This is a genomic window from Evansella tamaricis (assembly GCF_019042215.1).
In the GTDB taxonomy this organism is placed as follows: Bacteria; Bacillota; Bacilli; order Bacillales; family Salisediminibacteriaceae; genus Evansella; species Evansella tamaricis.
The window spans coordinates 1-23,605 of record NZ_JAHQCS010000035.1; the positions used below are offsets into that span (position 1 = coordinate 1).

The following is a 23,605-nucleotide window of genomic DNA, read 5'->3' on the forward strand; positions in this document are numbered from 1 at the left end:
CCTGCTAGCCCAGCCATTTTGCGGAAGTAGTTCAGTGGTAGAACACCACCTTGCCAAGGTGGGGGTCGCGGGTTCGAATCCCGTCTTCCGCTCCAAAAGTGGCGGCATAGCCAAGTGGTAAGGCCAAGGTCTGCAAAACCTTTATTCACCGGTTCGAATCCGGTTGCCGCCTCCACGAATTAATTGACAAACTAATATCTCTATAAGTCCTGCCGGGGTGGTGGAATTGGCAGACACACAGGACTTAAAATCCTGCGGTAGGTGACTACCGTGCCGGTTCAAGTCCGGCCCTCGGCACCATTTTTATATAAACTGTCAAATGCAATAATTAAGCCGGTGTGGCGGAATTGGCAGACGCGCGGGACTCAAAATCCCGTTCCTTCACGGGAGTGTCGGTTCGACCCCGACCACCGGTACCATTACATAAAGTTAGGTTAAGTTTAAAACAGATTATAAACTCAGAAATGTTGATAGATCAACGTTCCTGAGTTTTTTTGTTTTTTAGAAAAAAAGAACCGAAAAAGGTAGGATTTGAATTCGTTTTACACAAATTTTACACAGAGAAATAGCGGAAATGATTCTGTGCTTGGGACATTTTATTTGTTCTTTTCATAGTCAATTTAATTGAAAGTGTTACCAGAATCTCCAGCTCAATATTGCTTAATTAACAATGGTTTGTTTTACAATGTAATCAAGGAAATAATAATGATACTAGTTTATTTGTAGGAAAATTTTAGGTTTTTATTTTAAAAAATTCGATTGTGATATATAATTGGTTATATCGAATATAACTAAAATGTTTACTTATATGGTATTAACCATATAATTATTCGATTATGATAATAGAAGAGGTGTTATCGAATGTCGGAGAAGGTATTGAATGCAATTCCAGGGCTAATTAGAGATTCATTATTAGGTGATAAAAGATCTGTAGAATTAGCAGCTCATATGATTATTAGAAAAATAAAGAAAAATTACCCTAACATTTCTAATGAAATTGCAGAAATTTTAACTACATACAGTGCGGGTGCTCCTTTAACCAGATCAATGGGAGTAACCCCTCCACCTACAGATAATGAATCATTCTTATCACTGGCTAAGGTTGAAAAAATAGACAGTTATGATGAGAATTTGATTTTAGATAACGATATATTTGAAGTTATCAGACGATTTACGAGAGAGCGAGAAAATGCAAAAAAACTTATATCCATGGGAATTAGTCCACCTAATAGTATTTTACTTTATGGCCCACCAGGAGTAGGAAAGACCATGATAGCTAAATACCTTTCACATGGGTTAGGAAAGCCACTTATTACGCTCGATTTATCTGCTACTATTTCTAGTTACTTAGGTAAAACAGGTCAAAATTTAAAGAGGGTATTGGATTATGCCAAGTCGTCTCAATCAATTTTACTATTAGATGAATTTGATGCAGTTGCTAAAAAGAGAGATGATCCTTCTGATTTAGGGGAACTGAAAAGAATTGTAAATGTATTATTAAAGGAACTCGAGGACTGGCCAGCACAATCAATAATTATCGCAGCAACAAACTTTCCTGATTATCTTGATAAGGCAATTTGGAGGAGATTCGATATTAAATTGGAAGTTCCTCTACCAAATAATACTGTAAGACAACAGTTGTGGGATGTGTATTTAAATAAAGAAAGCTTCAGCATTAAAATTGACAACAAAATAATTGAGTTAATAAACGAGTTTGTTAATGACATTAGTCCTTCTGATATCAAACAAATCTGTGAAAAAATATTAAGGCAAGTGGTAATTGATGAAAGTGACCCAAATATTGTTTTAATTAAAGAGGTAAAAGACAGGTTCCAAGGTAAAAACGGTGAATTTAATAAGTTGTTAGCTAAACAATTAAAGCAAATATATGGGACAAAGATAACACAATCAAATATAGCAAGAATTCTAGGTATAAGTACGTCAACTGTAAATCACCATTTGAAAAGCGATAAATAGATAGGAGTGATACATTAATGGAGAATAAGAAAAACCCTAAATACTTACCAATTCTTGGTTATGGAGAAAATCTAATTGAACCAGCGCAAAAGAATTTCGGAAATGGTCCGACTGTATTTCCAAGAACCTACTCCGAAGCAAAAGCTAGAGTGAAAAAAAACATTATAGAACTTAAGCGTGATATTTCACAGATACCACGTGAAAAGAAAATAGATGAAATTATTGTCACAGTTCGACTGAATGAGAAGTTTTTAGCAAAGTCATACACTCCCAATTCACTTTTTAGAGAGTCTAAATTTGAAAATGTTGGATCACGTCGATGGATAAAACCATTAGAAGAAACAACAGTAATAAGTAAGATGCATTTTGTTAAGGTAAATTCTAGTAGTTTAGATGCACTTGAAGATGCTCTAAGTAAAGAAGAAGCCATTTTAACCAAAAGTTTTAAAAATGATATAAGGAAACTTGAGAATTTATCGTTATTAAAATCAGATGAGGTTATGCAAGGATTTGAGGATCAATGGGAAGAAGGAACTGTTGAATTTGTTTTACACCCATTTGGTGAAAAAAGTGATAAAGTTATAGAAAAATTTAAAGCACTTTTAATTGAAAATAATGTTTTACCAGAAAAAATAAAGATTAAGGAATATCATGATGGTCCAATTTTTATCAGTGCCTTGGTTAAGAGGCAAGTAATTGATAATATATCGGATTTTAACCCTTTAAGAACGGTTCATCCTTTAAAAGTGAACTTGTTTCCAGAACTAAGAAGCTTTCAAACTGATGAATTGAGTTTAATACCCCCAAAAGGGGAATACACTTCTCCGATTAAGGTAGGTGTATTTGATGGAGGGGTTGATGAGTCTAACCCCTATTTATCCAAATATGTTAAAGAGAATGAGTCGGTACCTTCTATACCTCATCCTAGTGGAATCCAACATGGCACCCAAGTAGCAGGTGTAGTATTATATGGAGATTTAAATAAATATGAATCATTTTCACAATTAAGTGATCCGGTTGTAGTTGTAGAAAGTTTTAGAGTTCTGCCGAAAAGTGATCCAAGAGATTTTGATTTATATGAAGCTATTGATCTAATTGAAAAAATTGTACCTGAACGAAATGATATCGATGTCTACAACCTGTCATTTGGCCCTATAGGTCCAATAATAGATGATGAGATTAGTAGATTCACATATGCTTTAGATACTTTGGCTTGGAATTACAGAAAGTTATTTGTAGTTGCAGTTGGAAATGATGGGCATAAACCTGCTCCATTAAATAGGATACAGGCTCCAGCAGATCTTGTTAATGGATTAGGGGTTGGTTCTTTTACTTACGATTATAGTAACATGGGTAAAAAAAGAGCATTTTATAGCTGTATCGGTGCTGGAAGAGAAGGGTGTAAAGTAAAACCAGATCTAGTTGCATTTGGAGGGGATGATAAATTTCCAATTCATTTACTAAGCTTAAATCACAAAGGGAAAGAATTATCAGCGGGGACAAGTTTTTCATCCCCTTATATTGCTGGGAAAGCAGCAGAGCTCTTAGGAAGGTGTAAACAATTTAATGCATTATCGTCGAGAGCTTTACTAATCCATGCAGCAACTAACCCTAATAACGTTGACAATGATCTAGGATATGGTGTTTTGGATCAATCTGTTGATGAAATATTAAATTGCGATGAAAATAAAGTGACAATTGTATATTCGGCATCAATTAATCCTACTGGAATTGCAAAATTGTCTATTCCTTTGCCACTAAATTCTAAACTTAAAGGCGATATTTACATTTCATGGACAATAGCGACTCTTTCTAAAGCAAATATGTTACATGCTGAAGATTATACCGAATCGGCAATAGAGCATACTTTCTATCCACATCATAAAAAGTATTCTTTAAAAAATGGGAAGAAAACAAAAACTGTTCATATTGATAATGATTCTGAGCTGATAAATGATTTGATAAAAGAAGGATGGCAATTAAGTGGACAACCCGTCTCGAGTTCTCCTATCAAATATCAGAACGAAACGGAAAAAAGAGTTGAATTAAAATGGGACACGGTTGTTAAAAATTGGAAGGTCATGCGCAACACCTCTCTTGAACAGCCATTCCTACTTTTACATGGGATGGGGAGAAATGGGAGTAGTTTTGAAAGAATGGATTATTCTGCAGTAGTTACTATCCATGCACCTAAATACCAAGGTAATCTTTACGAAGATATTTTAAATGAATATAAGGTATTACAACCAATTTCAATAAGGTCTAGGAATGAAGTTTTAATAAGGGTTTAATACAATTTGGATTTTAAAGTAGGGGATAGATTGTAGTTCATTATATCTATACTATATTGCTTTTAGTCGCAGTAAATTTCTCATTTGAAGTTTCTTAATAAATGAAAAGGGCAGTTATCTTAGGATATCACTGTATTACATTTCTAAAGTGACATATAGGCTCAGAGCTTACATATCCTCAAAAATATCAACGGTCTTTTGCTCATCTTCTTCACGTAATTCTTTGACAATGTGGGCATAGAAATTTATGTGTAGTATCGATATCTTTATGCCTCAGACGTTAACTCACATAATAAATAGATATACCTTTAAACAACATAATACTAGCATGGGTATGACGCAGCCCATGCATTGTAATTGGCTCAATTCCTAATTCAGTTAATGTTTTTTGTAGTAGCTTATTTGCCCCAGTGTTACTAATAACTTTGTATTTGGAATCCTCGCTGAAAAAAACTAAATTATATATATTTGGTGGTGAAGTATCAAACAATCTTCTAAAGATAGCCATTGTTTTTTCGCCAATTCTAATTATACGGTTGGTTTTCTCGTTCTTTGTGGGATCAAATCCTTCAGGTGACCGTTTCATGTAACCCCAAGTTTTATCGATCCTTATGGTGCAGTTGTCGAAGTCGAAGTCCGTTCTTGTCAGTGCGACTAATTCGGAAAAACGAGCCCCAGTGGCCAAAGCTAAATAGATTAAATAGTACCCTAAGCCTTGATCTAATTGCATTTTAGCTGCTTTTTTTAATTGTCTGGCTTCTAAAAAATCTAAGTGCTTTTCTTCTGCCTTTTTCGCAGGTATTGTCTCTGATAACTTCGCTTTCCTCGTAAAATCATGTAGGAGGATTTGTTCCTCTACAGCATCTTGTACCAGTGCACGGATGTGTGTATTCACCTTCTCTACTGTTTCTCGTGATTTATTTGCTCCAAATTGATTTAAAAACTGTTGGTAGTCATGTCTCTTAATTCTCTGCGAGGGCTTGTTTCCAAAATGTGCTCGAATTTCTTTCAATGTAATGTCGTAATGAAGCAACGTGGTGGTACTTAGGTTTGTTTTGTATAGTTTAAACCAGTTTTCAAAATACTCATCTCGCACGATAATGCTTGGCTGATAATTATAAAGTTTATTAAAAGATAAAACGGCTGATTACTTAACACTTGTACGTTAAGGAAAAATTCGTTCAAAATTCTCATCCAAAAATTTTGCCATTTTTGCAGCATGAAATGACCATGTCTGCCCTTTAGATTTTGGATAGAAAACAAATCCACCATTTTCTGAATCAAGGATTTCCTTAAATATAGTTCGATAGAGGATATTCCCTTTTATCTAATCTGATTTTCTATTCACTTTTTTTTCAAGATCTTTCATAGATCAATAGACACAGATAATTTTAATTGTTGAAGTTCTTGTAGCTCTATTTTTTATAAGCACAGAATAAGGTGGGAAAGGAATATCTAAATTAACAGATAGTTTTTGCCCTCTTTTAATATCGCATGGATCCACAAAGAAATAATTTTTACTATTTTTTTGTTGTATAATCTAGCATTGATGTCACTCCTTCTTAGGTGATAAGTTGTATTTTTAAAGCAAAAAAATGCTTTTGAAAATAGATTTATAACAATCGCCACATGTGGTTGGTATTTAATTATCAGCGGATACTATGCCTTATCGGCAGGGAGTATGAAATTTCGAAGGTTACAAAAAGTGGTATTTTCAACCAAATTAATTATTACAATAGCTTAGTGAAAATACACTTAAAATATCTACTTTAATAGTAATAAATAAAGATTATCTTGGAAAATTAGTGAGGGGGTAGGGGACAAAGTATGTGTTAAAGAGGTAGAATTAGTGTAAATATGAAAGGATGGGGGACATCAAATGGCACTTCAAGCTGAAACTTTGGTGGAGGAATGGTTTAATCGGAATGGTTATTTTACTATAAGAGGAGTTAAAGATAAGATTGATGAGGTTGACATTTTGGCTATAAAAAACCTTGGACAGAGCAATTGGGATTGTGTTCATTGCGAAGTTCAAGTAGGCATTCGTCCCGTAACCTATATTAGTAGGCTTACAAGTGAATTAGTAACTGAGTTAGGAGTCAAATCAAGTTCTAGTGCAAAATTAAGAACAGATGAACAAATCTCAACTTGTGTCAAACAGTGGGTAGAAAATAAGTATACTGCCCAAAAGAAACAGCGTATAAGAGGACAATTTTTTCCAAACAGTACCTGGCGCTATGTTTTTGTACACGGGAATGTTAAAGATCCAAAAGAACTAGAATATATTCGATTAGAAGGAGTATCGTTGTTACCGTTTAAACAATTATTGAATGAACTCTGTACCAAACAGACCCACTTTGATTTCGCTGGTTCATCTGCAGGGGACTTAGTAGAAATAATTAACTTTATAAAAAATTGATTACTAGACTAAAAGCTTTAGCAAAAAAAACAATTAAATTTCCTGATAGGAATTATAAACGGATTAGTATTAGTTGAACAGTAAAAGTTTAATGAATCAAAATATGAAAAATTTAAATCGTATTTTGGCTATATATTTTAAAATGAGTGAGAAGTAAGATATGAAGTATTCTGGAAATAGGTTAACCATTCCCCTTTAATTCTGCTGATTAAAGTACCTGCCCCGGGTACAGTAATCTATTACGACACTAGGGGTCAGGCACCTTTTCTCCTGATAGTGATACTTGCATAATGCGTTATTGAAAACCGACGGAAGTATTTGCTCTCAAGCTATTACAGAAATTAAAACCCCATATAAAATTAACTAAATCTAAATAAATGATTAAAATGCCCGAAAACTACTAATGCACCGTAGAAACGTGGCATAGTAGTTTTAATAATAGATAAACGAAAAAATCCTAGTCGTTTCTAACTATAGTAACGGATATTGTTGGTATTTAGACTAAATTACAATAATAGTTATTAAACAGTTTAATGTCGGAGTTTTGTATTGCTTAAAGGTTGTAGTAATTTTATCTACCAGAAAAATGACCGGGCGGTTTGCTCGGTTTTTCTATATGTAGCGGGGATATCGGGAGTGGGACACGGTATACCCTTTTAGGTTATATATTTTAATTTTAAGAAAATTGTTGACAATACACAATTAACATTGTAAATTATACATAAGTTATCATAAGTGATTATAAGTGATGGTTAATAAAGTTATGAAGGAGTGTTTCAATTGGAAATGACAAAGTCCCAAGAGGAGATTATTGAAAGGATAGACAGTGAATTTTCTAAGGATTGTAATATTAGTCTTTTAGTACCTAATAAGTTAACCCCTCAAATAGAACTTCAAGACCTTTACACATTGGATGAAGTTGCAAAGATACTGGGAAAGTCTCTAGTTACAATTAGACAGTACGTGAGGGAAGGAAAACTGAAAGGAGTAAAGAAATGGCGTAATTGGATGATTCCATCAAATGAAATTGCTCGTTTTTTATATGAATCTCAAATCGGCGTCAAGTTGGAAAAAGGGACTCCAATATTAGTTGCTATTGTTTGTATGGATATATATGAAAACGATATAAAATTTGATGCCTCGCATTTACTCACCCATCATGATATTTTTAATTTAATTACAACAGAGGAAGATGATATAAGAGAAATCATTACGAAAACTTTTTTCCCAAAATTACCCACGCATAGTTTGGATTGGATAGAGCCAGTTTCAAACATCCCTCATTTTTTTAGGAGAGCAGGGTACTTACCTTACCAGGATGAAACAAATGAAATAACACCACTCTCCATTGTATTTGATCAAGTTAAATTAGAAAACTTAAAGAATATGCCATTCATTAAAGGTGATATTGATAGATATTTAAACCAACCACCTAAAGAAGCTACTGAAAATATTCTTACTTATTTTTCACAAGAAATGGAACAAGAGAAGTTAACCCCAAACATTACATTGAAACTTTATAAAGCTCTACTTGAACTTGCAAAAGAAAATAAAGAACTGAGTAAAAAAATTAACGAAAGGAAAGATGCCAATGGATAAACAGAATTAACATTGTTGCTCTCGATTCTAAAGTGTTTTAATTTAATAAATTTTATGAGGAGGAGAATTATGCACATTCTTTCTGAAAAGGAGTTTGAGGATGCTTTAGTAATTCACCGGACTGGGGGTCAGGCACCTTTTCCTAAAGGTAGTAAAAGTTATCTGAAATAAGATAAAATTAAATTATAGTAAAATATGGAACTTTGGTCTTTTGTTAATCAGGATTATTATTGGATGAGGAAGGATGTTGAAGTAATTTAATCGGGGAGGTCGATGGTTAGTTGAATGAGAAACCGGAAAATGTTTTAAACATTGTGGAGCTTAAAGGATTATTAAGGGAAGGGATTTCAATTAGAAATTAGGGGGGGAGTAATATGGATTATGAATTAGTAACATCTCTAGATGAGGTAGTACAAAATATAAAGCAATTCAATTCAGATTTAAGTGAGGAACTCGATGTCATTTCACAACTCTCACAATTTAAGCACTGGTATTTTATACCTCAAATCAATTTATTTGGACCAAGCAAATATATCGGATATAAGGATATGAATACTTCTAGATATAACAGAGGGAGGAGTAAAACTGGAGTAGACACTGAAAAAGAGTTGAAAACATGGTTTATTAAACTTTCTAGAGATTCGGAAAACAGTAAAAAGTTGATGACGGAACTTGAAGCAATTTTGGCATGCCATAATAAAAAAACTCGAACTAACGCGCATATCCATATTCTTAAAAATGGCATAAATCTAAAAATAGAGTAGTAGTGTCGGTTTTCTTTCCTTTTTTTTTGAGTGTTGACAGTAACTATAGTAAGGGTACTGGGGAGCAGGTACCACTTTTAGAAAGAGAAAGAATTTAAATCATGAAAAGGAAGATATGTGTTTTTTCTGGAGATGGATTTGAAGCAAGGGGACGGTTCCAGAAGGGGACAATCGGAAGTTTTGCGCGAAAGAAGGCACAACGAGCGGATTTTATCTGCTCGTTGTGCCTCTATCTATTCCTATACATAAACCTTATACGCAAAATTTTTGATTGCCCCAGAAGAAGGAAGTCGCTCATCCACTGCACTATGGGGTTTCAATCTTTTGGTAGATCCTTATAATTGTTATTTGATGCTTTTTTTAATCTCTGGATGAATTCGTCTATCTAAAAAGTAACGTTTTTAGGCATAGTTCCCCCCTCCCCATTGAAGGGGCTTTTTTTAATATCTATTCTGTTCAGTCTGTTTATGAGGAGTCTCCTGATAAACTTGACTTTAAATGGGACTTTTTACAGTTCGGACACAGACTAAGGTCTTTACCTACTATAATGGACAAAATCTCAATATAATTTAAGCCTTCAAAGATAGATTCATATAAAGGGCTTCCTGTTAATGATCTACATAATGATAGCTTAGTCGCTTTGGTTCGATTAGCTAAAATCCCGTAGTACCTTAGTTTTACAAATCCCTTCGGGAGAACATGCATTAGAAAACGTCGAACAAATTCTACGGATTTCATGGTAACTTTCTTTTGACTATTATTGTCTTTATAATCTCTCACGCTAAAAGTTACTGTATCCATGTCCGCCAATAAAATCCTTTGATTCGAGATGGCAATACGATGGGTATAGCGGGCAAGGTACTCCATGACTGCCAGTGGCCCCGAAAAGGTTCTTTTTGTGTAACTGTACCAATCCAAGGAGTAGCACGTATCTAATAATTTTTGAAACTCTTTTGGATTTTTATAATAGATGGCATCGCCATAAAAACTTAGTAGTTCCCGTTTGTAGAACTGCTTTAGATAGTATAGGAATTTACCGCGAAATTTTTTTGATAATACCTTTACTGGAATAAAGAATTTTTTACTGGTGTTGCGCCACTGATTTAATTTGTTTATCCCACCCGCCAAAACAATCGTGTGAATGTGCGGGTGATAATGCAAATTCTGTCCCCAAGTATGTAACACAGAAAGGAAACCAATTTGCGCTCCTAAATACTTTTCATCAGCGGAGAGTTCCGATAATGTTTCAGCCACCGCTTTAAACATCAAATCGTAGAGTAATTCTTGATTATGATAAATAACCATCTTTAGTTGTTCAGGCATCGTAAAAACCACATGGAAATAAGGGGCATTTAGGATATCTTTTTTGCGCTGATCCACCCAAACCTCTTTATTAATTCCCTGACACATCGGGCAGTGTCGATTTCGGCAAGAATAATTTCTTACAAGGATATGATCACATTCTTCACACTCATAGGAATAAGTACCTAAAGCGGATGTTCTGCACTTTACTATGTCATTAGCTGCTTTATCCTGCTGGAAAGATGATCGAAAGGTCTCTTTATATTTCGGATAAGATGCTTGAAACAAGTCTTGTATAGTAATCATAGCTTGAATTCATCCGAATCTAGAGGGCTTTTAATACCCATTAAACTTTTTGAAGTCATGTGCAGATAAGTTAATGTTGTTTTGATACTTTTATGACCAAGCATCTGTGAGATGAAGACAGGATCAACACCATTCTCTAGAGAATGGGTTGAGAAACAATGCCTCAAGGTGTGTGCTGAAATATTCTCATCAAGATTTAACCTTTTCCTAACCTTATCAACGTGTTCTTTATTGTTTTAATACTAATAGATCTTTTTTATCTTGACCAGGGAATAACCAATCCTCTTTTGTATAGGGTATATTGGCAAAGTAGCTCTTAAAATACAAACGAAGTATTTGAAGAGCTGTCTCTGATAAAATGGTATATCTATTCGTGTTATGTTTTGCTTTTTCCACACGGATTCGCATCGTTCTACTACAAATATCCTTGATTTTTAGTTTCGCTACTTCACTTACACGTAAACCACTGCCATAAATTAGAACAAAAAAAGCTTTGTGTTTTAGATTAGTCGTCTCATCCAACATTTTGAGTATGTCTTCTCTAGGGGGGATGACAGGGAATTTTACCGGTCTTCTCATCCTTGGGACTTTTCTAGAATTCCACTCTCTATCGAGTACATAGGTGTAGAAAAACCTAACAGAGGAAATGTAATTATTAATTGTACCAGGAGAGAGACCTCTAACGTTTTTCAGGTGTAGGATGTATTGTTGGGCGTCTTCATCTGTAACTTCCTCGATGGTTATGTCTTTTTCTTGTATATATTTCAAAAAGGAATGCATTCTTCGTCTATAGGATTTCCTTGAGGATTCTGGTGTGCCTTTAAGTTCGAAGAACAATTCAATTTTTCGTTCATAGTGCTCCATAAAATAACCTCCGGTAAGTTGTATTTGATCTAGTAAACAAAGTACCAACTATTGAAGGAGGAGCACGAGAAGCATAAAAAAAATGGAAAAGCATATTCTTTTGTGTACATGTTATAATGATCATAATAAAAAGTATGCCTTTCTTTGTTTTGGTTTGTTTTCTTTGGCGATTAAACAATACCATAAAAGAGGCATACTTTTTTTGTATTTTTACTGAACAAATTTAGGTGGGGTTTTAGCCATCGCAGAGCGATTTCGTTCTTCTCATCCCTCCGTCCCTGTATGATTAACAGCAAGGGGTGGGGCACGCCCAGTAGGAAAATTCACTTTAACTTGCTGGTAAGATGAATAAGAAATTCAAGAGCAGTATAAGCCACTATTATGTATAGGGTAGAAGTCTAAGAATGAGCTTGCCACTATATTTTAGATTGAATTATATAACACGACAAGTGAGTTAGTACGCACTAAAATAATGGTAGCGCGCTTTTAGTTTTATTGTCGGGTTAATGAAAAGGATAATCGTAATTTTTCTACACACAAAAGTTCAACTACGCGATTTTCATTGCTTAGTTGGACTTTTACTTTGTCGAGGTGTTGTGAAGCATCGGTTCGTCCCCTGAACGTGCTTAAAGTAAAGATTTAACACAAAATTATCAAATATATTCGAAAAGTCAAAATATTGTTGACTTTATAAAAGATTAGCAGTATTATTTGATTAACCGAGTTAATTGATAAACTTAATTAATAAAAAAACGATAGATTTTAGGGAGTAGACCAATGAATAGACTAAAAAAAGACAAAGGGGTTAATTTTGAAGATGTTCAGAAAATGAACCGCTCCATCATCTTAAAGTTAATTAGAAAATATGGAGTATGTACTAGAGCTAAGTTAGCTAGTGACACTGGACTTAAACAAGCTTCCATTACTAAAATTGTTGCCAGCTTAATTGAATTCGATATTGTTAAGGAAGTTGGAATTGTCGAGGGAAAAAAAGGAAGAAGGTCAATCGGCATCCAAATAAATACGGATCTGTATAAGTTCCTTGGCGTTAAATTATCAAGAAGATATTTTTCTGTAGGCTTATATGATTTATCAGGTTATGAGTTTGAGGTAGAAACAAAAAAGATTTCGATGATGAACGGGTCTGCTGAAATATTACTAGAAATGAAAAACATGGTTCACTCTTTTTTAAAGCGATACGCCAACGTCGCTGCAATTGGTGTTGCACTACCAGGACCATTTCTTAAGAACAATGAAAAAATTGGATTAATTACTGAACTACCTGGTTGGGAAGAAGTTGATTTAAAACAAGAACTAAAGGATGAATTTTCTATACCAGTATTTTTAGAACATGACGCCAATGCTGCAGCCCTTGCAGAATGGTGGTTTGGAGAAACGAAACAAGACATTGATGTTATGGTGTACTTATTAGTTGGTGAAGGGGTTGGAGCAGGTATCATTGATCAAGGTCGCCTCTTTACCGGTACTCAAGGAATTGCTGGAGAAGTGGGCCACATGAGTATTGATTATAATGGCAGACATTGTAGCTGCGGAAATTATGGCTGCCTTGAAAAGTACTGTTCTACCTTTGCCTTAAAAGAGGACGTTACCTCAAAGCTTTCCATATACCCTGATAGTATGTTAAACAGTACAGATAAATTAACCACAGAATTGATTTTTAAGGCACTTGATAATGGAGACCCATTAGCTATCGAAGTAATAGATAGAATTGGTACCTACTTAGGCTACGGGATAATCAATATTGTAAACGTATACAATCCTGAGCTTATTGTCATAAGCGACAAAATGACTAGGGGAGGAGACTACCTCTTGAAAAAAATAGATGAAACAATTTCATCGAGATTACTCCCAAGCGTTTATGAAAACTTGACTATTCAAATGAGCATGTTTAAGAATGATCCACCTCTTTATGGAGCAGCTGCGATTGCCGCAGATAACTTCTTAGATAATCCGACTGCCTTTCTTGAGTAACTAATAAACTTGCAGGTCAAGGTTAATGGACTTCGTGAGAATCGCAATTAGCTTTGGCCTCCGAGTTACTTACATAAGCCTATTTCCGACTACATTACACTACTTACTGCATCTATGATGACTAATTTAACATAGCTACTCTATTATTTTATTGTACTTTGAATTCATGTTTTCATCATACACCTCATGTATCCGCAAAATGGACAGTATATCACATATAACGTTGTAACCTAAGCGAATGTTGACTAGAAGTCTCTCATTTGAAGAATAACAAATGCTAGACTTTTAAAAATTTTTTTATACAAAAGACATAAGGAGGCAGAGAAATGTTATTAAATGCTAACAACAAACAATACCATGTGGACCTTGTGGAAGGGGATGTTGGGAGGTATGTCTTTCTACCAGGAGATCCTGGGAGAGTCGAGTTAATTGCTAGTTTATTTGAAGAATCTTGGAAAGTAGCCGAAAACAGAGAGTATATAACGTACACCGGTTATGTAAGCGGTACCAAAGTTTCTGTATGTTCTACTGGAATAGGTTCCCCTTCTGCAGCTATAGCAGTAGAGGAGCTTAGTAGAGTTGGTGCAGATACTTTTATTAGAATTGGTACTGCAGGTCCCATGCAGGAGTTCATTAAGAAAGGTGATGTGGTAATAGGTACCGCAGCAGTAAGGGATGAGGGTACAACAAGGCAGTATATGCCTATGGAGTTTCCAGCGACTGCGGATTTAAATGTATCAATGGCACTTTGTGAGGCGGCCCAAAAACTAAACAAAGAATATCATGCAGGAATTATTCAATCGAAGGATTCCTTCTACGGAGAAGTGGAACCGGATACGATGCCAAATGCGACTACATTGAAAGAACGGTGGAACTGCTGGGTTGCAGGCGGAACGCTCGCCTCAGAGATGGAAGCAGCAGCTATCTATATTGTTTCTGCTATTCGGAAATTAAGAGCAGGCTGCATTTTAAATATGGAAGGCTCCATGGAAGAGACAATAAAGGTTGGGATTGAGGCAATAAGAATTATGGAAGCGAATGAACGAAACAAGCAAGGTTAGGTGGTGGAAGGATTAGATGAAACCTATTATTGAGTTTCAAGATTACTCGTATTTTTACCCAAAAGAGGAAGAAGCAGCAATTAAAAACATTTCAGTTACCATTAATCAAGGTGAATTTGTTGGAATTATTGGGAGAAATAAAGCAGGTAAATCAACTGCATGTTTGTCCATGATTGGGATCGCTCCCCACACAATTGGAGGAGACTGGATTGGAAATGTTATTGTAAATGGTATTCTCTTAGATGAATCGACAGTAGGAACTATAACTAATCATGTAGGTGTTGTCTTTCAAGATGCGGAAAGTCAATTTACTCAGGAGACAGTGGAAGATGAAATTGCCTTCGCCATGTGTAACATGGGAATTGAACGTACTGAAATGCTAAACCGAGTTAAAAAAGTTGCAAAAGATTGCAATTTAACAGACTTCCTTGACCGATCACCGTTTCAACTTTCAGGGGGGCAACAACAAAGGCTAGCAGTTGCCTGCCTCCTTGCTTTAAAACCAGAGGTAGTAATCCTCGATGAATCTACCTCACAATTGGATCCAATTGGTAGAGATGAGATATTTTCGTTAGTGTCAAAGCTTCATCAATTAGGGAGAACGGTAGTAATGGTTGACCATAATATTGAAAAAATTGCCCAGTACACATCTAAAATCATGGTGTTGTTTGATGGAGAAGTAAAATTGTATGGAGACACGAGGGAAATTCTTCAGCAAAAAGAGTTATTGAACCAGTATCATATCCGACTACCTCAAGTAACGGATGCAGCTTATGGATTGAAAGAAGAAAAGGGATTCACTACCCTCCCAATTACACTTGATGAAGCTGTAGGGGCTTTCAGCAATGAGGATAAAAAAGGGGGAGACATAAGTGGAGCCAGTTATTCAAACGAGAAATCTTGTTCATGAGTACAAGGGTGGTGTTCGTGCTTTAAAAGGAGTGGATATTGATATTCATCATAATGATGTTGTATCCATTATTGGTCAGAATGGAAGTGGAAAAACTACATTAGTCAGGCATTTTAATGGCTTGTTAAAGCCGACGGAAGGAACAGTAACGGTGGATGGTGAGGATACGGAGGGGAAAAGCGTTAGTTTTCTTTCCAAAAAAGTAGGCTATGCCTTTCAAAATCCGAACCACCAGTTTTTCTGTGAAACGGTAAAAGACGAGCTGTTAGTAGGCCCGAAAAATTTTAAATTTTCTGAGACAGAAGCACAGGAAAAATTAGAGTATGTCGTGGACTTATTAGAAATAGAGGATATTTTAACAAAACACCCCATGACTTTAGATTATACGAGGAAAAAAATCGTATCGATTGCTTCCATCTTAACTTTTTCTCCGAAAGTGGTCATTATGGACGAACCGACGGGGGGATTGGATGAGGATGGAAGGAAGATACTGAAGAACACAATGGATCTCCTCCACGAACAAGGGAATACGGTGATTATGATTTCTCATGATATGGACTTTGTTGCGGAAAATACAAACAGAGTGATTGTCATGGCTGAGGGACAAGTATTAATGGATGCTGATTGTCAAACGGTTTTCAGGAGGGAAGATGTTCTGAAAAAAGCTTGGATAGAACCCCCTCAAATTACCCAACTAGGCAATGCCGTTTGCAAAGATGGAATATTTTTAAGTGTGAATGACTTCGTCACACACTTCAAAAATAGAATAACAACTTAATTTAAGGAGGAATGGACGGCATGGAAGTTAAGCAAGAAAATAATCAAGTAAGGAAGTCGGCAACGATTAGCAGGAAGACTCGAACTACCTACGCACTGATATTAATTCCAATCGGGATTGCAATTAACGTAATTGGCGGTATCATTGCTGGGCAACTGAAACTACCGTTTTTTATGGACTCTATCGGAACCATTGTTATTGCGGCGATTACTGGACCACTCATCGGTGGAATAACGGGAATTATGACCAATGTTGTACTGGGACTTATGCATGGAGATGTATTGGGGATGGCCTTTGGCTTAGCTAATTTAGCCTCGGGTGTTATTATTGGATTTATGGCCAAATACGGCTGGTTTAAAAACTGGATACATGTTGCTTTAGCTACTGTATTTGTCACGTTGGCTAACTCATTTATAGCAGCACCGATTGTCGTATTCTTATATGGCGGTGTAAGTGGCGCGGGAGTAGATTTAGTAGTTGCTGGATTCTTAGCAGCAGGTCAAGATATCTTCTCTTCTGCATTCCTAGCGAGATTACCAATTAACTTGGTTGACAAAGGTATTGCTGTTATCATTGCTTTCTTGATCCTTAAGAAGCTACCAGATACTATGAAAAATCTAATTCCTCCTAGAAAAGCAAAAAAATAGTCTTATAGTGTTTGATTATGGATAAGGTTTACTATTTTATAAAACAGAGGTAATGACAATGCTACAAATAAATGAGAAAGATACGTTTATCAAAAACCTGTACCCCATGACAAAAATATGGTTTGCCTTTTGGATGGTTGTAGGTATTTTTACCTTCACTAACTATTATTTATCGGCAGTAGTATTTGTGGCAGCCTTAATATTGATTTACACGGAGGGATTAATTAGAGGCTTCAAAGTATTAATTTTGGCAGCCATCCTCCTAGGGGTCAGTTTGTTCATGATACAAGGCATCCTTAACCCGTCTAATGAAACCGTTGTGTGGGAAGTCATTACAGGTACTCGATTTGTGTTTTATCAGGAAGGGTTAACGGTTGCAGGAAATGTCTACAGTAGAATTGTGCCCTTAATTGCGGTACTATACTTGGCCATAAGAACGTTAAACATGACCGAATTGGGAGTAGCCCTAAATAAAGCGGGAATCTCCTACCGAGCTACCTTTGTCTTAACTTCGACCTTCCAAATCATACCGGTACTAAAGAAAGAGATGTTTCAAATTATTAATGCTCAGAAGTCACGGGGGCTTAACACGGAAGGAAGTCTTCTAAATCGAATGAAAGCGTTTATTCCTTTGATGGTACCCCTGATTCAAAACTCAATGATGAATGTCCAAAATCAAGTGGTTGCCTTGGAGAGTAAGGGATTCAATTCCGATAATAAGAAAACGTATTACCGGGATCCACAAAAAAGAGCCATCGATACGTTCATTGTTTTGTCTGTAGCATTATTTGGCGTCGTCGGAATTGCCTATAGAATCCTTCTTTATGTTAGCTAAGTTGGCCCTATCCGTGTGAATAGGTTGAGATACTTCTACTGTTAGAACGGTAGAAGTATCTCCCTACTTCTTTTAATACTAATCAAACGACGAAATGCCATGTAATTATTAACCTACGTTCATGTCAAGGGTGGAGTTAATTATGAAGAAGTTACTTGGGATTGATATTGGTACATCAAGTGTGAAGACCGTTTTAATAAATGAACACTTAGAACTTCTTTACGATCAAAAAATAGAATATGGTGTGGAAATGCCGGAGCTTGGTTTTGCAGAACAAGACCCTATCCATTGGTGGGAGTGTGTTTGTCAATCACTAAAAGGAATTCCTACAACCTACAAAGTAAATGCCATCGGTATTACGGGGCAGATGCATGGGTTGGTTGCGGTGGACCGCCTCGGTAGACCTATCAGACGAGCGATTATTTGGTCTGATCGAAGGACCGCAAAGGAAGTGAAAGAAATTCAACAAACTCTTCAAGAGTTAAATTGTAATGACGAATATGGTCCCCTCGATGTAGGCATGCTTCTCCCATCTCTATTATGGTTGAAAAAAAACGAGCCACAACTGTTTCAACAGATACATAAAGTCATGTTGCCAAAGGACTTCATTCGGTATCAACTGACAGGGATAATAGCAACGGAACATAGTGATGCTTGCGCAACTGGTGCATACTCCTTTGCGTTGGCTAATTGGAATGAGTCATTACTTAAAAAGCTGGGGATAAATCCAGCTCTTTTTCCTCCTATCTATCACTCCCTTGAGCTAGCGGGATATGCACGACAGGATATAACCTCGTCATTTCACGTATTAGATGGTGCTCGTATTATCTATGGCGGCTCCGATCACTCCATGCAATTGGTTGGCAATTCCGTCACTTCTCCTGGAACGCTAAATTGTAATATTGGTTCCGGAAGTCAAGTTAGTTTATCTTACGATATGTTGTTATTGGATCCGTTAGGGAGGCTGACAACATTTTGTCATGCTATCCCTGGGATGTATAACTTTGTCGGAACAAGTTTGAATGGGGGTATTGTTTTACAATGGATTAGAAATTTGGCTGGGGATAAAGTTACGTTTGAGGAATTGGATCAGTTAGCAGCGGATATTCCTATAGGTAGTGATGGACTTACTTTTCTCCCGTATATTAATGGGGAGCGAGGGGCACCTGACAAGACAAAGGGAGTAGTTCACGGTTTAACCTTTCATCATACGAAGGGACATTTTATCCGAGGAGCTATGGAAGGAATGATTTATTTTCTTCGAGAGCGGATTGAAGTTTTCAAAGAAATTGGCTTGTCATTCCATAAAGTGATTACATCAGGTGGTGGGACGAAGAGTCCTGTATTGCTGCAAATACAAGCGGATATTTTTCAAGCGGACATTTACGTTTGTGAAGTAAAGGAGCAAGGAGCCGTTGGTGCTGCCCTTATGGCAGGGGTAGAAGCTAAGATTTTCCCTTCATTAGCGGTAATAAACAAACTACTAGAAGAAAAGATAGTAAGGGTAGCACAGCCAAATAATTTATCTATTGAGAAGTATAATGAAAGTTTTAAAGAGTTTAAGACCATACAGAATTACTATTTTTCAACGTTCAATGGAGGGGATGTCAAATGAGTGTAATGGATAATTTACCGTTCGATTTAGGGGGAATAACCCGACAAATATCTCCTGAGAATCCTACAGGGGAAAAGGGAAAGGCTTGTCTTTGGGACCCAGACCCGACAGATCCATTTTTGGAACATAGCGGCCCTGCCTTAGACCTTGGTAGGGGTAACAAGGTAAGACCGTTCATTAGCATTAAATCGGGAGAAACAGCGGTACTAGCTGATATTAAAGGGATGGGTGTCATTAATTACTTTTTTATTACTAGCAGTTTAGAAAACTATAGCGAACTTGTTTTACGAATATACTGGGATGATGAACCGAATCCTTCGGTAGAATGCCCGTTAGGTGCTTTTTTTGCCATGGGGCATGATTATGCTCCTCATCTTGTCAACTCCATTCCAGTTGTTGTGGCACCTAAGAAGGGATGTAATTGCTATTGGCAGATGCCTTTTCGAAAGGGAGCTAGATTTACGTTGGAAAATGAAGGACCAGTGGATGCCTTTATTGTAGCTTATAAAATTCAATATAAGCTAAAGCATATACCTGAAGATGTGGGCTATTTCCATGCACAGTACCGACGAAGTGTGACTAGTACGGAGGACCCTAATTATACTATTGTTGATGGAATTGCAGGTAAAGGAAACTATGTTGGAACTTATTTAGCTTGGAATGCCCTGTCTAGTAACTGGTGGGGGGAAGGGGAAGTGAAGTTTTATTTGGATGGTGATGAGGAATTCCCTACAATGTCCGATACGGGAGCAGAAGATTATTTTGGTGGGGCCTGGGGTTTTTCCAACATGGATACTTCTGATAATGAGACTTTCCAAAATAATGAACAAGCCTTTAACTATCCTTATGTAGGTATGCCACTTGCGAAGATAATTAATGACCGGGCACCGCGAAAATTTAGTCTATACCGCTGGCATTTGTTAGATGCGATAGGTTTTGAAAAGGACTTAAAGGTGACGGTACAGACGCTAGGTTGGTACCCTAATTTTCCCCATTATAAGCGATACAAGCCACTCAGTGATGACATCGCATCCGTGGCTTATTGGTACCAAACGGAACCACATCAGCCATTTCCGAAACTACCAGATTTCAAAGCAAGGTGGGACCGATAAGGGAAAATTACTGTGTAGGTTGTGTGGTTTTTTATTGGAAGGAGTAGTGTAAGAGGCTCTAATTTAGCCAATATGCAGTTGGTATGTGGTTGAGTGTTTTGTTACTTTAAATGTTTTTAGCAAAACACGCTGACGGTTGGAAAGTGGGGAGAGGTCATATGAAAGAAGGTATTTTGTGTTTAGGAGAAGCTTTGATCGATTTCATTTCATAGATATTAACAATGAAATATATCAGAAGTTTGCAGGAGGTGCTCCAGCAAATGTTGCTGTAGGCATACCAAACTAGGGGGGCATGTATCTTTTGTTGGCATGGTTGGTGAAGACTCACTAGGCCTCTATTTAAAAAGACACTAGAGGGTTATGGTGTTGACACGAGCTTTATGATAGTTTCAAAAAACAATCGGACCGGGATTGTCATTGTCACATTAGATAAAGAGGGGGAGCGGAGCTTTGAATTCTTCAACCAACTATGTGCGGACCGCTTTCTTGATGTTAGTGACATCATTTCCGTTCCCTTTCATCAGTATAAAATCTTTCATTTTGGTTCCATTAGTTTAAAGGAACCTTCCGAATCCGCTACTCGAAAAGCTCTCGAGCTTGCGAAAAATAACGGTTTGTTGACCTCATTTGACCCAAACATAAGGCAATCCCTATGGAAGGATACCAATAATGCTAGTTCTAAAATTCTTTCATTGTTATCTCAAGTAGATGTATTGAAGGTCTCTCATGAAGAATTGGTCCTCCTTACAAAGGAAGAGGAGGTTCAAGCCGGGGTGGAAAAGCTTAAGAAGTACAACATCCCACTCGTCATAGTTACTACAGGGGCTGGAGGAAGCTATTTGCGATGGCAAAGAGAGCAATATCGGTCCCTGCACCATGTTTCCGGCACTTAAGGTCGATGTAGTAGATACAACTGGTGCTGGAGACGCATTTGTATCAGGTGTATTATATCAGTTATCGAAACAAGAGAGGTCGTTTACGGATCTGAGTTTTGATGAAATGAAGGAATTGCTAGAATTTGCTGCGATTTCAGGTGGATTAGCAACGACTAAAAAAGGAGCAATGACGGCATTACCTGCTATAGACGATATTCATAGAGTTAGGGAAGAATGTAGGGATGGGAATAGGAGATAGATAAAGGATGGATGGTTATGGATCATGATAAGATGGTTGTGAAACATAATGAGATGGTAGATAAAGCCAACAAGGTAATTCAGGAAAAATCGTCAGAGGTACTGAAATCAGAATATCGCCTTCACTACCATATGATGGCACCGGCAGGTTGGATGAACGACCCAAACGGACTTATTCAGTATAAAGGGGAATACCACATGTTCTATCAACATTATCCCTTTGGCCCTCATTGGGGTCCCATGCATTGGGGACATGCGAAGAGTAAAGATTTGGTTCACTGGGAGCACCTGCCGGTAGCACTTGCACCATCAGAACCTTATGATTATGGTGATGTGAAGGGCCATGGTTGTTTTTCTGGAAGTGCAGTCGTTGATGGGGAGAAATTAGTTTTAATTTATACAGGTCATGTAGATAAACGGCATCCTATAGAAGTGCAATGTATTGCAGAAAGCACCGACGGTCTTACCTTTAAAAAATACCAACATAACCCTGTTATTGCCGCTGGTGATATTCCAAAGGAGGCGTCAAAGGATTTTAGGGATCCTAAAGTTTGGATATATGATGGTAAATGGTACATGGTCGTGGGTACAAGTAAGAATGGAAAAGGAAAGATTGTTTTATATAATTCGGAGGACCTGAAACATTGGGAGTATAAGGGGGTCGCTGCGGAGAGTGATGGATCGCAAGGGGATATGTGGGAATGCCCTGATTTATTCCCCATTAGTGACCAGCATGTTCTCATTGTTTCTCCCATGAATATGAGTGGGAAAAAATTCTCGAATCCAATTTATATGATAGGTTATATGAATTATAAGCATGGTCTGTTTACACGTGGAGCCTCAGGCATATTGGATTATGGTCCAGATTTCTATGCACCTCAAACGTTTATTGATGATAATGGAAGACGAATAATGTTCGGCTGGATGGACAATTGGACCTCTAAGATATGGCCATCGGAGGCACATGGATGGGCTGGTGCCATGACGGTTCCGCGAGAATTGGTGTTAGAAGGTAATGTTCTCAAGCAAAAGCCAGTTGATGAGTTGAAAGCTTTGCGTGGAGACCATGTGAAGCTGGAACCCTTTATTTTTTCGAAAGAATATGATCTGGATGGAATTGATGGAGAGAAGGGCGAGAAGATTGGGTTGGTCGATTGCAATTCAGAACTGGTGGTTGAAGTTGATTTGGATAAAACAGAGGCTTCTGTGTTTGGGTTACATTTAAGAGTGTCAGAGGATGGAAAAGAAAGAACGGAGGTCTTGGTGGATCTTCTGCAACAGGAAATAAGGGTGGACCGAAACAATGCTGGTGTTGGTCCAAAAGGTGTTAGTAAAGCACCTTTAACGGTGATGGAAAATCGTAATATGGTGAAACTTCACCTATTGATGGATACTACATCTCTTGAATTGTTTATAAATGATGGTGAAACTGTAATTACTAATCGGATTTACACAAATCATAAAAGTGCTGAGTTTAGATTAGTTTCTGAGGGTGGAAAGGTTTCGGTTAATCGTTTTGACTGGTGGAAACTGAAGTGTGTATTTGTTTAGCGGGGCAAAGGGACTATAGATACCGCTGAAAAAAGGTAAAAGGGGAGATGTTCATCACGTTTTTCCTAAGAAGTATTTACAGGTCAATGGTTATAATAACAGAAGGCTGTATAATCAAATAGCTAACTATGCTTATACTGAACAGGTGGTAAACTTAGTTGGTCAAAGCGCAAGCACCTGGTGAATATATGGATAAGGTAAAAGCTCAAGTAAATGGGGAACAATTAAGAATTGGTGAAATAGATAGTTGGGAAGCCCTTCTAGAAAACCTTAAGATGAACTGTATACCCAGATCCATTTTTGAAATGGATTCAGGTGATTATGACACTTTCCTAGAAGAGAGGCGTAGGTTAATCGCTGAGAAAATTTCGTAATTACTATAATCGACTTTGATGGTTTATACAATAGATTCCCATATAGTCCTATGAATTCAAAAACAGCCACAAGTA

At 36.9% G+C, this 23,605-nt stretch carries 22 protein-coding genes and 4 tRNA genes; 21 read left to right on the plus strand and 5 right to left on the minus strand.

The window, feature by feature from the left end:
* Positions 1-20 precede the first annotated feature (20 nt).
* The 6 genes from KS419_RS01935 to KS419_RS01960 all read left to right on the plus strand — a co-directional run bounded on the left by KS419_RS01935 (position 21) and on the right by KS419_RS01960 (position 4,268).
* Positions 21-95 (plus strand) — tRNA-Gly (locus tag KS419_RS01935).
* A gap of 5 nt (positions 96-100) precedes the next feature.
* A tRNA-Cys gene (locus KS419_RS01940) sits at positions 101-175 on the plus strand.
* Between the two features lie 36 nt (positions 176-211).
* Positions 212-300: transfer RNA gene (locus tag KS419_RS01945), tRNA-Leu, on the plus strand.
* 32 nt (positions 301-332) lie between these two features.
* Positions 333-419 (plus strand) — tRNA-Leu (locus KS419_RS01950).
* Positions 420-861: 442 nt separating this feature from the next.
* Positions 862-1,977, plus strand: a complete 1,116-nt coding sequence (locus tag KS419_RS01955) for an ATP-binding protein (RefSeq protein WP_217064399.1) — start codon at positions 862-864, stop codon at positions 1,975-1,977.
* Between the two features lie 17 nt (positions 1,978-1,994).
* Entirely contained in the window at positions 1,995-4,268 is a 2,274-nt protein-coding gene (locus KS419_RS01960) for a S8 family peptidase (RefSeq protein WP_217064400.1), read from the plus strand.
* A gap of 280 nt (positions 4,269-4,548) precedes the next feature.
* Here the strand turns inward: KS419_RS01960 and KS419_RS25425 are convergent, their stop codons facing one another.
* Both KS419_RS25425 and KS419_RS25430 read right to left on the minus strand, forming a co-directional pair.
* Entirely contained in the window at positions 4,549-5,364 is an 816-nt protein-coding gene (locus KS419_RS25425; protein ID WP_217064401.1) for a tyrosine-type recombinase/integrase, read from the minus strand.
* Between the two features lie 69 nt (positions 5,365-5,433).
* On the minus strand, positions 5,434-5,595 hold the full coding sequence (locus KS419_RS25430) for a DUF771 domain-containing protein (protein ID WP_343215015.1): 162 nt from the start codon (positions 5,593-5,595) through the stop codon (positions 5,434-5,436).
* Between the two features lie 552 nt (positions 5,596-6,147).
* Between KS419_RS25430 and KS419_RS01975 the strand changes: the two genes are divergently transcribed.
* From KS419_RS01975 to KS419_RS01985, 3 genes are all read left to right on the plus strand, one after another.
* Positions 6,148-6,687, plus strand: a complete 540-nt coding sequence (locus KS419_RS01975) for a hypothetical protein (protein WP_217064402.1) — start codon at positions 6,148-6,150, stop codon at positions 6,685-6,687.
* A 786-nt stretch (positions 6,688-7,473) separates the two neighbouring features.
* Entirely contained in the window at positions 7,474-8,286 is an 813-nt protein-coding gene (locus tag KS419_RS01980; RefSeq protein ID WP_246593607.1) for a helix-turn-helix domain-containing protein, read from the plus strand.
* 374 nt (positions 8,287-8,660) lie between these two features.
* A complete protein-coding gene (locus KS419_RS01985; protein WP_217064404.1) occupies positions 8,661-9,050 on the plus strand; it encodes a hypothetical protein in 390 nt (129 codons plus the stop codon).
* Between the two features lie 465 nt (positions 9,051-9,515).
* On the opposite strand, the gene KS419_RS01990 is transcribed toward KS419_RS01985, so the two are convergent.
* The 3 genes from KS419_RS01990 to KS419_RS02000 all read right to left on the minus strand — a co-directional run bounded on the left by KS419_RS01990 (position 9,516) and on the right by KS419_RS02000 (position 11,522).
* Entirely contained in the window at positions 9,516-10,658 is a 1,143-nt protein-coding gene (locus KS419_RS01990) for an IS91 family transposase (RefSeq protein ID WP_217064405.1), read from the minus strand.
* Positions 10,655-10,825 carry a tyrosine-type recombinase/integrase gene (locus tag KS419_RS25605; RefSeq protein ID WP_380087555.1) on the minus strand — a complete coding sequence of 57 codons (171 nt, stop codon included), beginning with the start codon at positions 10,823-10,825 and terminating at the stop codon, positions 10,655-10,657. Before KS419_RS25605 ends, KS419_RS01990 begins: the two co-directional genes overlap by 4 nt.
* A gap of 61 nt (positions 10,826-10,886) precedes the next feature.
* A complete protein-coding gene (locus KS419_RS02000) occupies positions 10,887-11,522 on the minus strand; it encodes a tyrosine-type recombinase/integrase (RefSeq protein WP_217064406.1) in 636 nt (211 codons plus the stop codon).
* A gap of 777 nt (positions 11,523-12,299) precedes the next feature.
* Between KS419_RS02000 and KS419_RS02005 the strand changes: the two genes are divergently transcribed.
* From KS419_RS02005 to KS419_RS02055, 12 genes are all read left to right on the plus strand, one after another.
* Positions 12,300-13,514: an ROK family protein gene (locus KS419_RS02005; RefSeq protein ID WP_217064407.1), complete on the plus strand. Its 1,215-nt coding sequence runs from the start codon at positions 12,300-12,302 to the stop codon at positions 13,512-13,514.
* 326 nt (positions 13,515-13,840) lie between these two features.
* Positions 13,841-14,575, plus strand: coding sequence for a nucleoside phosphorylase (locus KS419_RS02010; RefSeq protein ID WP_217064408.1), 735 nt, complete (start codon positions 13,841-13,843; stop codon positions 14,573-14,575).
* Between the two features lie 16 nt (positions 14,576-14,591).
* Positions 14,592-15,485 carry an energy-coupling factor ABC transporter ATP-binding protein gene (locus KS419_RS02015; RefSeq protein ID WP_217064409.1) on the plus strand — a complete coding sequence of 298 codons (894 nt, stop codon included), beginning with the start codon at positions 14,592-14,594 and terminating at the stop codon, positions 15,483-15,485.
* Positions 15,448-16,263 carry an energy-coupling factor ABC transporter ATP-binding protein gene (locus KS419_RS02020; protein WP_217064410.1) on the plus strand — a complete coding sequence of 272 codons (816 nt, stop codon included), beginning with the start codon at positions 15,448-15,450 and terminating at the stop codon, positions 16,261-16,263. Before KS419_RS02015 ends, KS419_RS02020 begins: the two co-directional genes overlap by 38 nt.
* Positions 16,264-16,283: 20 nt before the next feature.
* Complete coding sequence (locus tag KS419_RS02025) at positions 16,284-16,910, plus strand: ECF transporter S component (RefSeq protein WP_217064411.1); 627 nt, start codon at positions 16,284-16,286, stop codon at positions 16,908-16,910.
* 58 nt (positions 16,911-16,968) lie between these two features.
* The gene (locus tag KS419_RS02030) at positions 16,969-17,745 is read left to right on the plus strand and encodes an energy-coupling factor transporter transmembrane component T family protein (RefSeq protein WP_217064412.1); all 777 of its coding nucleotides are present in this window, start codon (positions 16,969-16,971) and stop codon (positions 17,743-17,745) included.
* A 142-nt stretch (positions 17,746-17,887) separates the two neighbouring features.
* Positions 17,888-19,360, plus strand: a complete 1,473-nt coding sequence (gene xylB / locus KS419_RS02035; RefSeq protein WP_217064413.1) for a xylulokinase — start codon at positions 17,888-17,890, stop codon at positions 19,358-19,360.
* Complete coding sequence (locus KS419_RS02040; RefSeq protein ID WP_217064414.1) at positions 19,357-20,472, plus strand: glycoside hydrolase family 172 protein; 1,116 nt, start codon at positions 19,357-19,359, stop codon at positions 20,470-20,472. The genes xylB and KS419_RS02040 overlap by 4 nt, the downstream gene beginning before the upstream one ends.
* A 380-nt stretch (positions 20,473-20,852) precedes the next feature.
* Complete coding sequence (locus KS419_RS02045) at positions 20,853-21,365, plus strand: PfkB family carbohydrate kinase (RefSeq protein WP_281419755.1); 513 nt, start codon at positions 20,853-20,855, stop codon at positions 21,363-21,365.
* Positions 21,349-21,606: a PfkB family carbohydrate kinase gene (locus tag KS419_RS25120; RefSeq protein WP_281419756.1), complete on the plus strand. Its 258-nt coding sequence runs from the start codon at positions 21,349-21,351 to the stop codon at positions 21,604-21,606. The genes KS419_RS02045 and KS419_RS25120 overlap by 17 nt, the downstream gene beginning before the upstream one ends.
* Before the next feature lie 17 nt (positions 21,607-21,623).
* Positions 21,624-23,156, plus strand: coding sequence for a glycoside hydrolase family 32 protein (locus KS419_RS02050; RefSeq protein WP_217064415.1), 1,533 nt, complete (start codon positions 21,624-21,626; stop codon positions 23,154-23,156).
* A 158-nt stretch (positions 23,157-23,314) separates the two neighbouring features.
* Positions 23,315-23,530 carry a hypothetical protein gene (locus KS419_RS02055; RefSeq protein ID WP_217064416.1) on the plus strand — a complete coding sequence of 72 codons (216 nt, stop codon included), beginning with the start codon at positions 23,315-23,317 and terminating at the stop codon, positions 23,528-23,530.
* Positions 23,531-23,605 lie beyond the last annotated feature (75 nt).